General features: G+C 70.3%; 16 protein-coding genes and 1 pseudogene. 16 read left to right on the plus strand and 1 reads right to left on the minus strand.

Annotation, left to right across the window (positions count from 1 at the left end; translation table 11 throughout):
• The first annotated feature begins 103 nt into the window (after positions 1 to 103).
• From rpsP to H9Y04_RS03695, 16 genes are all read left to right on the plus strand, one after another.
• Positions 104 to 544 (plus strand): 30S ribosomal protein S16, encoded by a 441-nt coding sequence (rpsP, locus tag H9Y04_RS03620; RefSeq protein WP_187812177.1) that lies wholly within the window; start codon positions 104 to 106, stop codon positions 542 to 544.
• A gap of 2 nt (positions 545 to 546) precedes the next feature.
• Positions 547 to 786, plus strand: coding sequence for an RNA-binding protein (locus tag H9Y04_RS03625; protein ID WP_165332918.1), 240 nt, complete (start codon positions 547 to 549; stop codon positions 784 to 786).
• A gap of 108 nt (positions 787 to 894) precedes the next feature.
• Positions 895 to 1,497, plus strand: a complete 603-nt coding sequence (rimM, locus tag H9Y04_RS03630) for a ribosome maturation factor RimM (protein ID WP_187812178.1) — start codon at positions 895 to 897, stop codon at positions 1,495 to 1,497.
• Complete coding sequence (gene trmD, locus H9Y04_RS03635; RefSeq protein WP_187812179.1) at positions 1,497 to 2,318, plus strand: tRNA (guanosine(37)-N1)-methyltransferase TrmD; 822 nt, start codon at positions 1,497 to 1,499, stop codon at positions 2,316 to 2,318. Before rimM ends, trmD begins: the two co-directional genes overlap by 1 nt.
• A 128-nt stretch (positions 2,319 to 2,446) precedes the next feature.
• A complete protein-coding gene (rplS, locus tag H9Y04_RS03640) occupies positions 2,447 to 2,797 on the plus strand; it encodes a 50S ribosomal protein L19 (protein ID WP_187812180.1) in 351 nt (116 codons plus the stop codon).
• 75 nt (positions 2,798 to 2,872) lie between these two features.
• Positions 2,873 to 3,604: a signal peptidase I gene (gene lepB, locus H9Y04_RS03645; protein WP_187812181.1), complete on the plus strand. Its 732-nt coding sequence runs from the start codon at positions 2,873 to 2,875 to the stop codon at positions 3,602 to 3,604.
• Positions 3,597 to 4,625 (plus strand): signal peptidase I, encoded by a 1,029-nt coding sequence (gene lepB / locus H9Y04_RS03650; protein ID WP_187812182.1) that lies wholly within the window; start codon positions 3,597 to 3,599, stop codon positions 4,623 to 4,625. Before lepB (H9Y04_RS03645) ends, lepB (H9Y04_RS03650) begins: the two co-directional genes overlap by 8 nt.
• Before the next feature lie 88 nt (positions 4,626 to 4,713).
• Positions 4,714 to 5,532, plus strand: a complete 819-nt coding sequence (gene lepB / locus H9Y04_RS03655; RefSeq protein WP_438818069.1) for a signal peptidase I — start codon at positions 4,714 to 4,716, stop codon at positions 5,530 to 5,532.
• 212 nt (positions 5,533 to 5,744) lie between these two features.
• The gene (gene lepB / locus H9Y04_RS03660) at positions 5,745 to 6,497 is read left to right on the plus strand and encodes a signal peptidase I (RefSeq protein ID WP_187812184.1); all 753 of its coding nucleotides are present in this window, start codon (positions 5,745 to 5,747) and stop codon (positions 6,495 to 6,497) included.
• An 88-nt stretch (positions 6,498 to 6,585) separates the two neighbouring features.
• Complete coding sequence (locus H9Y04_RS03665; RefSeq protein WP_236070578.1) at positions 6,586 to 7,083, plus strand: NUDIX hydrolase; 498 nt, start codon at positions 6,586 to 6,588, stop codon at positions 7,081 to 7,083.
• Positions 7,084 to 7,138: 55 nt separating this feature from the next.
• On the plus strand, positions 7,139 to 7,447 hold the full coding sequence (locus tag H9Y04_RS03670; RefSeq protein ID WP_003965949.1) for a DUF2469 domain-containing protein: 309 nt from the start codon (positions 7,139 to 7,141) through the stop codon (positions 7,445 to 7,447).
• Between the two features lie 151 nt (positions 7,448 to 7,598).
• The gene (locus tag H9Y04_RS03675; RefSeq protein WP_187812186.1) at positions 7,599 to 7,979 is read left to right on the plus strand and encodes a YraN family protein; all 381 of its coding nucleotides are present in this window, start codon (positions 7,599 to 7,601) and stop codon (positions 7,977 to 7,979) included.
• Positions 7,979 to 9,598 (plus strand): YifB family Mg chelatase-like AAA ATPase, encoded by a 1,620-nt coding sequence (locus H9Y04_RS03680; RefSeq protein ID WP_187812187.1) that lies wholly within the window; start codon positions 7,979 to 7,981, stop codon positions 9,596 to 9,598. Before H9Y04_RS03675 ends, H9Y04_RS03680 begins: the two co-directional genes overlap by 1 nt.
• A 32-nt stretch (positions 9,599 to 9,630) precedes the next feature.
• Positions 9,631 to 10,893, plus strand: coding sequence for a DNA-processing protein DprA (dprA, locus tag H9Y04_RS03685; RefSeq protein WP_187812188.1), 1,263 nt, complete (start codon positions 9,631 to 9,633; stop codon positions 10,891 to 10,893).
• A 253-nt stretch (positions 10,894 to 11,146) separates the two neighbouring features.
• Complete coding sequence (whiG, locus tag H9Y04_RS03690; protein ID WP_187812189.1) at positions 11,147 to 12,019, plus strand: RNA polymerase sigma factor WhiG; 873 nt, start codon at positions 11,147 to 11,149, stop codon at positions 12,017 to 12,019.
• A gap of 231 nt (positions 12,020 to 12,250) precedes the next feature.
• Positions 12,251 to 12,808, plus strand: coding sequence for a TetR/AcrR family transcriptional regulator (locus H9Y04_RS03695; protein WP_187812293.1), 558 nt, complete (start codon positions 12,251 to 12,253; stop codon positions 12,806 to 12,808).
• Between the two features lie 331 nt (positions 12,809 to 13,139).
• Here the strand turns inward: H9Y04_RS03695 and H9Y04_RS46520 are convergent.
• Positions 13,140 to 13,679, minus strand: a pseudogene (locus H9Y04_RS46520) (M23 family metallopeptidase); the annotation flags it as partial.
• Positions 13,680 to 13,721: the final 42 nt, after the last annotated feature.

Raw genomic sequence — 13,721 nt, forward strand, 5'->3', positions numbered from 1 at the left:
CCTCTCGCCTCCGGCTGACGCGTCCATCGGGCACCCGAGTACCGCAACCCCACGTGGCATCTCATGTGCCCAACCACGTCATAGACCAGGAGACACCACTCCCGTGGCAGTCAAGATCAAGCTGAAGCGTCTCGGCAAGATTCGCCAGCCCCACTACCGCATCGTCGTCGCCGACTCCCGTACCCGCCGTGACGGCCGGGCCATCGAGGAGATCGGTCTGTACCACCCGACGTACAACCCCTCGCGCATCGAGGTCGACTCCGAGCGTGCCCAGTACTGGCTGTCCGTCGGCGCCCAGCCGACCGAGCCGGTCATGGCCATCCTGAAGCTCACCGGCGACTGGCAGAAGCACAAGGGCCTGCCGGCCCCGGCTCCGCTGCTGCAGCCGGAGACGAAGGAAGACAAGCGCGCCTCCTTCGACGCGTTCGCGAAGACGCTCGAGGGTGACGACGCCAAGGGCGAGGCCATCACGCCGAAGGCGAAGAAGGCCGACAAGAAGGCGGACGAGGCCGAGGCCTCCTCCACCGAGTCGACCGAGGCCTGAGCATGCTCGAGGAGGCTCTCGAGCACCTCGTGAAGGGCATCGTCGACAACCCCGACGACGTGCAGGTTGCTTCCAAGAACCTGCGCCGTGGCCGTGTGCTCGAGGTCCGGGTCCACCCCGACGACCTCGGCAAGGTGATCGGCCGTAACGGCCGCACCGCACGCGCCCTGCGCACCGTCGTGGGCGCCATCGGCGGCCGCGGTGTCCGCGTCGACCTCGTCGATGTGGACCAGGTTCGCTGAACCACAGCAGTACCGGCACGGGCCGGGGAGGGCTTCAGGGCCCACCCCGGCCCGTAGTCGTACGTCCGTAAAGCAGCAGGTCGTACGTAAAGCATTCAGGAGACAGCAGTGCAGCTCGTAGTCGGACGGATCGGCCGCGCCCACGGGATCAAGGGCGAGGTCACCGTAGAGGTGCGCACGGACGAGCCCGAGCTCCGGCTCGGCCCCGGCGCCGTACTGACCACCGACCCGGCCTCCGCCGGACCGCTGACCATCGCGTCGGGACGGGTGCACAGCGGGCGGCTCCTGCTGCGCTTCGAGGGCGTGGCCGACCGCACCGGCGCCGAGGCGCTGCGCAACACCCTGCTCATCGCGGACGTCGACCCCGAGGAACTCCCCGAGGGCGAGGACGAGTACTACGACCACCAGCTCATGGACCTGGACGTGGTGCTCGCCGACGGCACCGAGGTGGGCCGGATCACCGAGATCTCGCACCTCGCCTCGCAGGACCTGTTCATCGTGGAGCGCGAGGACGGTACGGAGGTGATGATCCCGTTCGTCGAGGAGATCGTCACCGAGATCGACCTGGAGAACCAGCGGGCCGTGATCGACCCGCCGCCGGGCCTCATCGACGACCGTGCCGAGATCGCCTCCTCCCGTGACGCGGACGAGGCGGACGAGGGCGGCGCGGACGACTCGGATGACGACGCGGACGAGAAGGACGCCCGGTAATGCGGCTCGACGTCGTCACGATCTTCCCCGAGTACCTGGAGCCCTTGAACGTCTCCCTCGTCGGCAAGGCCCGCGCCCGCGGCCGGCTCGACGTGCACGTCCACGACCTGCGGAACTGGACGTACGACCGGCACAACACGGTCGACGACACCCCGTACGGCGGCGGCCCCGGCATGGTCATGAAGACCGAGCCCTGGGGCGACTGCCTCGACGAGGTGCTCGCCGACGGGTACGAGGCGGGCGTCGGCGCCCCCGCGCTCGTCGTGCCCACACCGAGCGGCCGCCCCTTCACGCAGGAGCTCGCCGTCGAGCTCTCCGAGCGGCCCTGGCTGGTCTTCACGCCCGCCCGCTACGAGGGCATCGACCGGCGCGTGATGGACGAGTACGCGACGCGTATGCCCGTATACGAGGTGTCGATCGGCGACTACGTCCTCGCGGGCGGAGAAGCCGCCGTCCTGGTGATCACCGAGGCCGTGGCCCGGCTGCTCCCGGGCGTCCTCGGGAACGCCGAATCCCACCGGGACGACTCCTTCGCACCCGGCGCCATGGCCAATCTGCTCGAAGGGCCCGTCTACACCAAGCCGCCCGAGTGGCGCGGCCGCGGGATTCCGGACGTGCTGCTCAGCGGCCACCACGGCAAGATCGCCCGCTGGCGCAGGGACGAGGCGCTGCGGCGCACGACCGCCAACAGGCCCGATCTCATTGAGCGTTGCGACCCCGCCGTATTCGACAAGAAGGACCGGGAGATGCTCTCGATCCTCGGCTGGGAGCCGGAGCCCGGCGGCCGATTTTGGCGTAACAGCCAGGCCGTGGAAGAATAGACCGCTGCTGTACGTCCAGCGTGCGCCCCTGCCACAGGGGGACATGACGCCCGTCCGACGGAGCAGCTCCGAAACACATCTACCTTGCCCGTCGATGACCTGTGGCATCGGCGAAGAAAGCAGACATCATGTCGAACCTGCTCGATGCAGTGAACTCCGCTTCCCTGCGCAGCGACGTCCCGGACTTCCGTCCCGGTGACACCGTCAACGTCCACGTGCGCGTGATCGAGGGCAACCGCTCCCGTATCCAGCAGTTCAAGGGCATCGTCATCCGCCGCCAGGGCTCGGGCATCAGCGAGACCTTCACGGTCCGCAAGGTCTCCTTCTCCGTCGGCGTCGAGCGCACCTTCCCGGTGAACTCCCCGATCTTCGAGAAGATCGAGCTCGTCACCCGCGGTGACGTCCGTCGCGCCAAGCTCTACTACCTGCGTGAGCTGCGCGGCAAGGCTGCGAAGATCAAGGAGAAGCGCGACAACTGATCGCGCGCGGGCCTCAGGGCCCGTAAGGATCCTCGGATCCACCGTCCGAAGGCGGCCGGATAGGCTCTGGCCCCGATGGACACCGAAGCACGAAGCACGGAGCGCGACCGCTCTTCCGAACCCACAGGGGACCAGGAAGAGGGGTCGCGCTCCGTGCGTTTGCGGCCCGGGGACCTGCTGAGCACGGGGCTGCGCCGGCTGCTCGCCGGGTTCGTGGTGATCGCGGTGGTCCTGCTTCTGGTCAGCCACTTCGTGATGCAGCCGTTCCTGATCCCCAGCGGCTCCATGGAGCCCACGCTGCGCGACGGCGACCGGGTTCTGGTCAACAAACTCGCGTACCGTTTCGGGTCCGAGCCGGGCCGCGGCGAGGTCGTCGTGTTCGACGGCAGCGGCTACTTCGGGAACTCGGACTACATCAAACGCGTCGTGGGAGTGGGCGGTGACCACATCGTCTGCTGCGACGAGAAGGGGAGGATCGAGGTGAACGGCGAGCCGGTCGAAGAGACGTATCTGCACCCGGGCGACTCCCCTTCCAGCGTCCCCTTCGACGTGGTCGTGCCCGAGGGCACGCTCTTCCTGCTCGGCGACCACCGCAGCGACTCCAGCGACTCCCGCGACCACCTCGGCTCGCCCGGCGGCGGCTTCCTGCCCGTCGAGCAGGTCATCGGGCGCGCGGAGTGGGTCGGCTGGCCGTACGGACGATGGGCCGACATCAAGACGGCCGACGGGCTTGCCGCGGTCCCCGGGGGTACGGGGAGTACGGGGAGCGCTTCGGGGGCCGAGGCGCCGAAGGCCCGCCATGGGTAGCCGAGGCCGGCCGCGCGCGCACCACCGTGCCGACACCCGGCTGCCCACCGGCACCCGCCCGACCAGCGGTCCGGTGCTTCCCGGGCGGGCCGAGCGGCGCAAGCTCGCCAAGAAGGTCAAGCGCAGGCGCAGGCGCTCCGCGGTCAAGGAGATACCCCTCCTCATAGGCGTGGCCGTGCTGATCGCGCTCGTCCTGAAGACGTTCCTGGTGCAGGCCTTCGTGATCCCGTCCGGCTCGATGGAGCAGACGATCAAGATCGGCGACCGGGTGCTCGTCGACAAGCTCACCCCGTGGTTCGGCAACAAGCCGCAGCGCGGCGATGTCGTGGTGTTCAAGGACCCCGGCGGCTGGCTGACCAAGGAGCAGGTCGAGCCGAAGAACGACCCGGTGGTCCTCAAGCAGGTCAAGCAGGGCCTCACCTTCATCGGACTGCTGCCGTCCGACAACGAACAGGACCTGATCAAGCGCGTCGTCGGCGTCGGCGGCGACCGTGTGGCCTGCTGCGACAAGGACGGCCGCGTCACCGTCAACGGCGTGGCCATCGACGAGCCGTATCTCAATCCCGGCGACAAGCCCTCGGTCCAGAAGTTCGATGTACGGGTCCCCGCGGGGCGGCTGTTCGTCCTGGGCGACCACCGGTCGAATTCGGCGGACTCCCGCGCCCATTTCGACAAGGGCCAGGGCGGCACGATCTCCGAGGAAGAAGTCGTCGGCCGGGCCGTGGTGATCGCCTGGCCGGTGGGCAACTGGCGCAGCCTCGAGGAGCGCAGTGCCTACGCCTCCGTACCCGATCCGGCCAGCACGCGTGGCGGGTCGACCGCGGCCACAGGCCTGTCGCATAGGGTGGCCCGGGACGATTTCAGTGCGGCGACTCTGCCGCCGACCCCTGCGGAACTCCCGCTCGTTATGGGAGTGGTAGGCCTTCGCCGTCTGTGGCGCGGGCAGCGGTACGGAACGAGGAGTGGATGTGGGGGATTTGGCCGTCGGCGCACGATCCGGACACGACGAACCCGAGGATGAACGCGAAGTGATCAGCGGCAGTGGTCCGGCCGGTTCCGATGACGCCCAAGACCCTCAGTCCGGCCCGGCGGGATCCGCCGCGGACGGGGTGACGTCCGATGATGCCGATGACACCGGGGCTTCCGATGAATCCGGCGAATCCGGTGCGAAGAAGCAGCGCTCCTTCTGGAAGGAGCTGCCGCTGCTCATCGGTATCGCCCTGCTGCTCGCGCTGCTGATCAAGACCTTCCTGGTGCAGGCGTTCTCGATCCCCTCGGACTCGATGCAGAACACGCTGCAGCAGGGCGACCGCGTCCTGGTCGACAAGCTCACACCGTGGTTCGGCTCCGAGCCCGAGCGCGGCGAGGTCGTCGTCTTCCACGACCCGGGCAACTGGCTCGCGGGTGAGCCCACGCCCACCCCCAATGCCATTCAGAAGGTCCTCAGCTTCATCGGCCTGATGCCGTCCGCCGAGGAGAAGGACCTGATCAAGCGGGTCGTCGGCGTCGGTGGCGACACCGTGGAGTGCAAGGGGACCGGGCCGCTTCTGGTCAACGGCAAGGCACTCGACGAGCCGTATGTCTTCCCGGGCAACACCCCGTGCACCGACGACACCGAGGGCGGCCAGTTCAAGCTCAAGGTGCCCGACGGCAAGCTCTGGGTGATGGGCGACCACCGGCAGAACTCGATGGACTCCCGCTACCACCAGAACGACCCGGGCGGCGGCTTCGTCCCGGTCGACAATGTCGTGGGCCGCGCGTTCGTGATCGCCTGGCCGCCCACTCGCTGGGCCACGCTGCCGGTGCCCGACACCTTCGACCAGCCGGGGCTGTCCGCGGCGATGTCGGCGGCGCCGGGTGCGCTGGGGCTTGCCGGTGCGGTGCCGTTCGTCCTGTGGCGGCGCCGGAAGGCTGCTGTGCAGGGCTGAGCCTTCGGCTGGGCGTGCGTGCGGTGGTCTGGGTTGTGTGGTCGGCCGTGCGCGTGTGGCCTGATCCTGTGGAGGCTTCCGGGCGGTTCCGGGCGAGGGTTTCTGGCGACGGTACCGCCGGGTAGGGTGCCGTCCCAGATCGCCGATCTTTCCCGCGTACGGACGTGCGTGCGTGCGCGGGGAGCGGACTTCCGAGGTGGGGACGGGCCGGGATGAGCAGAGCACGCAGTACGGACCAGGGCAGCCGACTGGGCAGCACCCTTTCGGGCATTGCCGTGGCGCTCGGCTGTGTGCTGTTCCTCGGTGGGTTCGTCTGGGGCGCGCTCGTCTACCAGCCGTACACCGTGCCCACCGGCTCCATGTCGCCCACCATCCAGGCCGGCCAGCGGGTCCTTGCCCAGCGGATCGAGGGCGACGAGGTCAAGCGCGGCGACGTCGTGGTCTTCAAGGAGAAGGACTGGGGCGACCTGCCGATGGTCAAGCGGGTCGTCGCGGTCGGCGGGGACAAGATCACCTGCTGTGATGCCGACGGCCGGATGACCGTGAACGGCAAGGCGATTGAAGAACCGTATCTGCCGACCAGTGCGGGGAAAGCGGGCACCAACTTCCCGCCGACCACGGTGCCGAAGGGGCGGATCTTCCTGCTCGGCGACGACCGGGCCGTCTCCCTCGACTCCAGCGCCCACCTGGAAGACGCAGGCAACGGCGCGGTGCCCCTGTCCGGCGTCGACGCGCGGGTCGAGGCGATCGCCTGGCCGATGGACGGCATGCTCCCCGAGCCCAGCGGCTTCAAGGACCTGCCGGGCGGAATCTCCGAGCCGGGCCCGCTGGGGCTGATGCTCACTGCCGTGGTCGCCGGAGCGGTGCTCGTCATGGGCGGTGCGGCGTACGGGCCGATCGCCAAGCGGGCCGGCAGGCGCGGGAAGCGGCCGGCTGCTCGACGGGAGCCTGCGGGTGCCCGGTAGGAGTGCCGCGGGGGTTGGCGGGGGATCCGGGTCCGGCAGTGAAGGTGCCGGGGCTGCGGGTGAGGTTTCTGGCGAGCGTTCCGCGGAGCTGAGGCGGGTGGCGCGCGTCGTGCTGCTCGATCCCGACGACCGGATTCTGCTGCTGCACGGGCATGAGCCGGACGATCCCGACGACGACTGGTGGTTCACGCCGGGCGGCGGGCTCGAGGGCGAGGAGAGCCACGAGCAGGCCGCGCTGCGGGAGCTCGCCGAGGAGACCGGGATCACGGATGTCGCACTCGGCCCGGTGCTGTGGAAGCGGGTGTGCTCCTTCCCCTTCGCGGGGCGGCGCTGGGACCAGGACGAGTGGTACTTCCTTGCCCGTACGACGCGGAAGGCGGCCGCGGAGACGGAGTCGGCGGCCGCTATGCCCGGTCTGACCGCGTTGGAGCGCCGAACTGTTGCCGGATTGCGGTGGTGGACGTGCGAGGAACTCATCTCCGCGCATGAGACGGTGTACCCGACCAAGCTCGCCGGGCTGCTGAGCGCACTGCTCGACGAGGGTCCCCCCAGCGCTCCCGTTGTCCTCGATACGGAAATCGTCTAGAGGCGGGCGGGGCTGGCGCACAATAGGGGGACGCACGGCTGAAGGGGAACATGCCATGAGCGCCGAGGACCTCGAGAAGTACGAGACCGAGATGGAGCTGAAGCTCTACCGGGAGTACCGCGATGTCGTCGGTCTGTTCAAATATGTGATCGAGACCGAACGGCGCTTCTACCTCACCAACGACTACGAGATGCAGGTGCACTCGGTCCAGGGTGAGGTTTTCTTCGAGGTGTCCATGGCGGATGCCTGGGTGTGGGACATGTACCGGCCTGCTCGCTTCGTGAAGCAGGTGCGAGTGCTCACGTTCAAGGACGTGAATATCGAGGAGCTCAACAAGAGCGACCTCGAGCTGCCGGGCGGCTGAGCACGCCCCTGACGGGAGGCCGACGGGAGCCTTTGCGGCTCCTTGAGGCTCCTCTTGCGGGTGAGTGAGTTTTCCACAGCCCGCCGGTTGTCCACCAAGATCAACAACTTCCGGGGATCTGCGTCACCTTCGACCTCGGAGGTGATGCCCCATGAGCGCACGCAGTGCACTGGGCAAGTACGGGGAGAACCTGGCGGCGCGTCGGCTGACCGACGCCGGGCTGAACATTCTGGCGCGCAATTGGCGGGCGGGGCGCGGTGGCGAGGTCGACATCGTCGCCATGGACCGCGATGCGCTGGTCATCTGTGAGGTCAAGACCCGAAGAGCGGGACCGCCGGGCGCCGGCGGGCCGTTCCAGCACCCCATGGATGCGATCACACCCGCCAAGGCGCAGCGGCTTCGCACGCTCGCCGAGAACTGGGTGCGCCGCCATGGCGGACCGCCGCCGGGCGGGGTGCGGATCGATCTCGTGGGCGTCGTGCTGCCTGCGCGCGGTGCGCCGGTGGTCGAGCATGTGCGGGGGGTGGCCTGATGGCCTTCGCGCGTACGTGTGCGGTGACCCTTGTCGGCGTCGAAGGCGTCGTCGTGGAGGTGCAGGCCGATCTGGAGCCCGGCGTGGCCGCGTTCACGCTGGTGGGGCTGCCCGACAAGAGCCTCAGCGAGAGCCGGGACCGGGTGCGCTCTGCCGTGGTCAACTCCGGTGCCGACTGGCCGCAGAAGAAGCTCACCGTGGGGCTCAGCCCTGCTGCCGTGCCCAAATCCGGTTCCGGCTTCGATCTGGCGATCGCCTGCGCAGTTCTCGGCGCGGCCGAGCGGATCGATCCCCGTGAGCTGGCCGATGTCGTGATGATCGGCGAGCTGGGACTCGACGGCCGGGTCAGACCCGTTCCGGGCGTGCTGCCCGCCGTGCTCGCCGCCGCCGACGCGGGCTTCAAGAAGGTGGTGGTGCCCGAGGTGACGGCGGCGGAGGCCAAGCTGGTGCCGGGCGTATCGGTGCTCGGCGTCCGGACGCTGCGGCAGGTGGTCGCCGTGCTCAGCGACGAACCGGTGCCGCATGAGGAGCCGGACGCCGAAGGCCGCCCGGATGCCTCGCTCGCGGGGCTGCATGTGCCGGGCGCGGGGGTCGGCACCGGCCTTTCGGGGGTCGGTGAGCAGGAGCGGCCGCTCGATCTGGCCGATGTGGTCGGCCAGTTGTCGGCGCGTACGGCGATCGAGGTGGCGGCGGCCGGCGGACATCATCTCTTCTTGTCGGGGCCGCCCGGCGCCGGCAAGACGATGCTGGCCGAGCGGCTGCCCGCGATCATGCCGCCGCTGACCCGGGCGGATGCCCTGGAGGTCACGGCGGTGCACTCGGTGGCCGGGATGCTGCCGCCGGGCCGGCCCCTGGTGGACACGCCGCCGTACTGCGCGCCGCACCACTCGGCGACCATGCAGTCCCTGATCGGGGGTGGCAACGGGCTGCCCAGGCCGGGAGCCGTGTCCCTGGCCCACCGTGGGGTGCTCTTCATGGACGAGGCGCCCGAGTTCAGTCCGAAGGCGCTGGATTCGCTGCGTCAGCCGCTCGAGTCGGGGCATGTGATCGTGGCCCGGGCCGCGGGCGTGGTGCGGCTGCCTGCGCGCTTCCAGATGGTGCTTGCGGCGAACCCCTGCCCCTGCGGTCAGTTCACGGTCATGGGGGAGTTGTGCGAGTGCCTGCCGGCGATGGTCCGGCGCTATCAGGCCCGGCTGTCGGGGCCGTTGCTCGACCGGGTGGACATCCGGGTCGAGGTGGACCGCGTCACCCGAAATGAGCTCACCGGACAGCTCGGCGCCGGGGAACCGACCTCGGTCGTGGCGGACCGGGTGCGGGCCGCGCGGGAGCGCGCCCTGGCCAGGCTCGACGGGACGCCCTGGCGGAGCAACGCCGAAGTGCCGGGGCATGAGTTGCGGACCAGATGGCGGGCGGCACCGGGAGCGATGGAGGGCGCCGAGCGCGACCTGGAACACGGACTGCTCACCGCCCGTGGGCTCGACCGTGTGCTGCGGGTGGCCTGGACGATCGCCGATCTGACGGGGCACGCGCGCCCCGACGCGATGGACGTGGAACTTGCGCTGCAGCTGCGGACTGGGATCTCGCGCGGGGTGCCGATGGTGATCGGGGCGGGGGTATGACGGGCGGCGGGCGTATGGCGGACGGCGGGCGTATGACAGACGGCGGACGCGAACAGGAGCTGCGGGAGAGGGAGCTGCGGGAACGGGGGTTGCGGGAGCCGGAGCTGCCGGAGCTGCGGGAGTGGGGGTTGCAGGAACGGGAGCGGGGGTTGCGGGAGCGGGAGCTGTTGGCGCGGATCGCCCTGGCCCGGACGATCGAACCGGGGGACGAGAGCGGGGGCCGGTGGCTGCGGGCGTACGGGGCGCGAGGGACCGTCGAGCGGATCGCGGCCGGTGACGATTCGCTGACAGGGGTGAAACCGGGGCGGCTGATCGGACTCGGGGAGCGACTGCTCGCCGCCCGCCCCGAGCGGGACTTGGCGGCGGCGGCCGCCTGCGGCGCGCGGTTCGTGATCCCGGGAGACGCCGAATGGCCCGTGCAACTGGACGACTTGGGGGACGCCCGGCCCATCGGGCTGTGGGTCAGAGGGCAGCCGTCGCTGCGGATATGGGCGCTGCGCTCCGTCGCGCTCGTCGGCTCACGGGCCTGCACGCCCTACGGTGCGCACATGGCCCAGACGCTCGGTGCGGGGCTGGCCGAGCGCGGGTGGGTCGTGGTGTCCGGCGGCGCCTTCGGGATCGACGGCGCCGCGCATCGCGGTGCGCTGTGCGAGGGCGGGGCGACCGTCGCCGTGCTCGCCTGCGGGGTGGACCGGGTGTATCCCGCGGGTCATAAGCAGCTGTTGGCGCGGATCGCCGAACAGGGGCTGCTGGTCAGCGAGTTGTCGCCCGGATCGCATCCGACGCGCTACCGGTTCATCCAGCGCAACCGCGTCATCGCTGCGTTGACGCGAGGCACCGTCGTCGTCGAGGCCGCGCTGCGCAGCGGGGCCCTGGTGACCGTGCGCCGTGCGCAGCGTCTCGGCCGGCATGTCATGGGTGTGCCGGGACCGGCGACCAGCAGGCTCTCGGCAGGGGTGCACCAACTGCTGCGCGGCGAGGGCATGCTGGTCACGGACGCGGCCGACGTGGTCGAACTGGTCGGTGAGATGGGTGACCTGGCCCCGGAGCGGCGTGGCCCCGTCGTGCCGCGCGATCTGCTCGCGCCGACGGCGGCCAGGGTGCTCGAGGCCTTGCCGGCGCGCGGCGTCGCCACGGCCAAGGACATCGCGCGGGGCGCGCAGAGCGGTGTGGACGAGACGGTCGGCAGGCTGTACGAGCTGCAGTCACTGGGGTTCGTCGAACGACACGGCGACGGCTGGCAGTTGACACGCCAGAAGGCCAACCCGGTCTGCGCCGGGCGGAAGGAGGGCTGACACGAGAGGTTGAGCCGTCCGGTGGAATGGCCGTGACCTAGGCGGATTCCCGGGATTCGGGCCTTTCGGGCGATCGAGGATGGTGCCGCGGACGTCAGCGGGCGACGCGTATTCGAGCCCATACGAGCAAGGGTGATCCCCTGCCCTTCGCACACTGCGACACTCCAGTCACGCTACGCTCACAAGGCTTCCGACTCCGACAAGGCCAACTCGGCTTCACTTCACGGTTCCACAGAACGGCACAAGACGACGAATGCCCCAGCACACCTCCGGGTCTGACCGCGCGGCAGTTCCCCCAGCCGCCCGCGGCAGCGTGCGGCCTGCCGCACCCTCGTCGCGCGACGAGGGCAAGGTGCGGCCCCCCGCACCCGCGTCGCTCGACGAGCTGTGGCGGTCGTACAAGACAACGGGTGACGGAAGGCTGCGCGAGCAGTTGATCCTGCACTACTCACCCTTGGTGAAGTACGTCGCGGGCCGGGTGAGCGTCGGGCTGCCGCCCAATGTGGAGCAGGCGGACTTCGTGTCCTCCGGGGTGTTCGGTCTGATCGACGCGATCGAGAAGTTCGACATCGAGCGGGAGATCAAGTTCGAGACGTACGCGATCACGCGGATCCGTGGCGCGATGATCGACGAACTGCGCGCCCTGGACTGGATTCCGCGCTCGGTGCGGCAGAAGGCGCGCAATGTCGAGCGCGCCTACGCCACGCTGGAGGCGCAGCTGCGGCGCACTCCTTCGGAGACCGAGGTCGCGGCCGAGATGGGCATCGCCGTCGAGGAACTGCACGCGGTATTCAGCCAGTTGTCGCTCGCGAACGTGGTGGCGCTCGAGGAACTGCTGCATGTCGGCGGCGAGGGCGACCGCCTCAGCCTGATGGACACGCTCGAGGACACCGCGGCCGACAACCCCGTCGAGGTCGCCGAGGACCGCGAGCTGCGGCGGCTGCTCGCGCGGGCGATCAACACGCTGCCCGAGCGCGAGAAGACCGTGGTCACGCTCTATTACTACGAGGGCCTGACCCTGGCCGAGATCGGCAATGTGCTGGGGGTCACGGAGAGCCGCGTCAGTCAGATCCACACGAAGTCGGTGCTGCAGCTGCGGGCGAAGCTGGCGAGTTTCGGTCGCTGAATCGGTACTGCCGGACCCGCCGCCCGAGCCTCTGCAATGGCGCTCACGAGTCGTCCACGGTCGCGCTCATAGGTCTGGGTCGCACTCATGGGTCTGCAGCAGGGGCCGCTCACGGATGTGCTGCAGGGGCGCTCACGGATGTGCTGGGGGCGTGCGGGGGACATATGAGCTCCCCAGCCGGCCGCATGGCTCCGTAGAGTGGAAACCGTGCCAAGGATTCGAGCGGCCTCCGTGGCCGAGCACCGGTCGATGCAGCGTGGCGCTCTTCTCGACGCCGCGCGCTCATTGCTGTCCGAAGGCGGTACGGAAGCGCTGACCTTCCCCGCCCTGGCCGAGCGCACTGGCCTCGCCAGGTCGTCGGTCTACGAGTACTTCCGGTCGCGCGCCGCAGTCGTCGAGGAGCTGTGCGAGGTCGACTTCCCGGTCTGGGCTGCCGAGGTCGAGTCCGCGATGGAGGCGGCCGCGACACCCGAGGCCAAGGTCGAGGCGTATGTGCGCTCCCAGCTCGCGCTCGTGGGGGATCAGCGGCACCGGGCCGTGGTGGCCATCTCGAACAGCGAGCTGGACGCCGGGGCCCGCGAGAAGATCCGGGCCGCGCACGGCGGGCTCGTCGCGATGATCGTCGAGGCGCTCTCCGCCCTTGGGCACGAGCAGCCGCGGATGGCGGCGATGCTGCTGCAGGGCGTGGTGGACGCGGCGGTGCGGCGGATCGAGGTCGGTGCGGCGGAGGATCAGGCGGCCATCACGGATGCGGCTGTGGGGATGGCCCTGCGGGGGGTTTGCGGCTGAGGTGGGGGGCCTGCGGCGGGCTGATTTCCGCCGCCCCGCCCCGCCCCTTCCTGAATCCGGGGGCTGCGCCCCGGACCCCCGGGTGGGTGGGACGCGGGGGCTTCGCCCCCTGCACCCCCGCGGGGGCTTCGCCCCTTGCCCCCACTGGGGGCTCTGCTCCCAGACCCCCTCTGGGGGCTGCGCCCCCAGACCCCGCCAAGCGACGCAAGGGCTGGATTTGCCGGTGGGCCAGGGCGGCCATGAGTGCGAGGAGCGCGGCTTGTACGGCGTCCACCGGGCCCGCCGTCGCCACCGCTCCGAGCGGCGCCGGCTCGCGGGTGGCCCGCAGCTCGGGTACGCCGAAGACCGGGAGCAGGCGGGACGGGCCGCGTCTGAGCATCCATGGCGGCAGCAGGCCGAGCGGATCGAGATACGTCTCTCCCCGGAGCAGGCCCCAGTGGAGGCAGGCCGCGGGGCAGTGGAACGGGCCGGATTCCAGGATGGCGACCACCTCGCCCGCCGCCACCTCGTCGCCCTCGTCCACGACCGCCCGTACCGGCTCATAGGTCGTCCGCAGCGGAGGGTCGCCCGAGCCCGAGAGTTCGACGGACAGGACACCGCGGCCCGCGACCCGGCCCGCGAACGACACCGTGCCGCCCGCGGCCGCCCGTACCGCCGTGCCGGGTGCCGCCGCCAGGTCCACGCCCCGGTGGCCCGCTCCGTAGGGCGTCGCGGGCGGATCCCAGCCATGTACGACCGCGGGCCGGTCGCCGACGGGCCAGGCGCGGTCGCCGGCCGGGTCCGGGGCTGCCGCGGCGGCCGGACCCTGGAGAACGGCCGCAAGCACGGCAGCAAGCAGGGCGAGGGCCCTGCGGATCGTCTTCTCGCACATGCCGTGGACGGTCCCAGAACCCCCGGAATCAAGCGGATCTTG

This window comes from Streptomyces polyasparticus, assembly GCF_014493765.1.
Classification (GTDB): domain Bacteria; phylum Actinomycetota; class Actinomycetes; order Streptomycetales; family Streptomycetaceae; genus Streptomyces; species Streptomyces polyasparticus.

Excerpts from the sequence above, each read along its gene's own strand:
- trmD (WP_187812179.1), top strand. The coding sequence starts at position 1,497 with ATGCGGCTCGACGTCGTCACGATCTTCCCCGAGTACCTGGAGCCCTTG.
- H9Y04_RS03670 (WP_003965949.1), top strand. The coding sequence starts at position 7,139 with ATGAGCGCCGAGGACCTCGAGAAGTACGAGACCGAGATGGAGCTGAAG.
- dprA (WP_187812188.1), top strand. The coding sequence starts at position 9,631 with ATGACAGACGGCGGACGCGAACAGGAGCTGCGGGAGAGGGAGCTGCGG.
- lepB (WP_187812182.1), top strand. The coding sequence starts at position 3,597 with ATGGGTAGCCGAGGCCGGCCGCGCGCGCACCACCGTGCCGACACCCGG.
- whiG (WP_187812189.1), top strand. The coding sequence starts at position 11,147 with ATGCCCCAGCACACCTCCGGGTCTGACCGCGCGGCAGTTCCCCCAGCC.
- lepB (WP_187812184.1), top strand. The coding sequence starts at position 5,745 with ATGAGCAGAGCACGCAGTACGGACCAGGGCAGCCGACTGGGCAGCACC.
- H9Y04_RS03675 (WP_187812186.1), top strand. The coding sequence starts at position 7,599 with ATGAGCGCACGCAGTGCACTGGGCAAGTACGGGGAGAACCTGGCGGCG.
- rplS (WP_187812180.1), top strand. The coding sequence starts at position 2,447 with ATGTCGAACCTGCTCGATGCAGTGAACTCCGCTTCCCTGCGCAGCGAC.
- lepB (WP_187812181.1), top strand. The coding sequence starts at position 2,873 with ATGGACACCGAAGCACGAAGCACGGAGCGCGACCGCTCTTCCGAACCC.
- H9Y04_RS03625 (WP_165332918.1), top strand. The coding sequence starts at position 547 with ATGCTCGAGGAGGCTCTCGAGCACCTCGTGAAGGGCATCGTCGACAAC.
- H9Y04_RS03680 (WP_187812187.1), top strand. The coding sequence starts at position 7,979 with ATGGCCTTCGCGCGTACGTGTGCGGTGACCCTTGTCGGCGTCGAAGGC.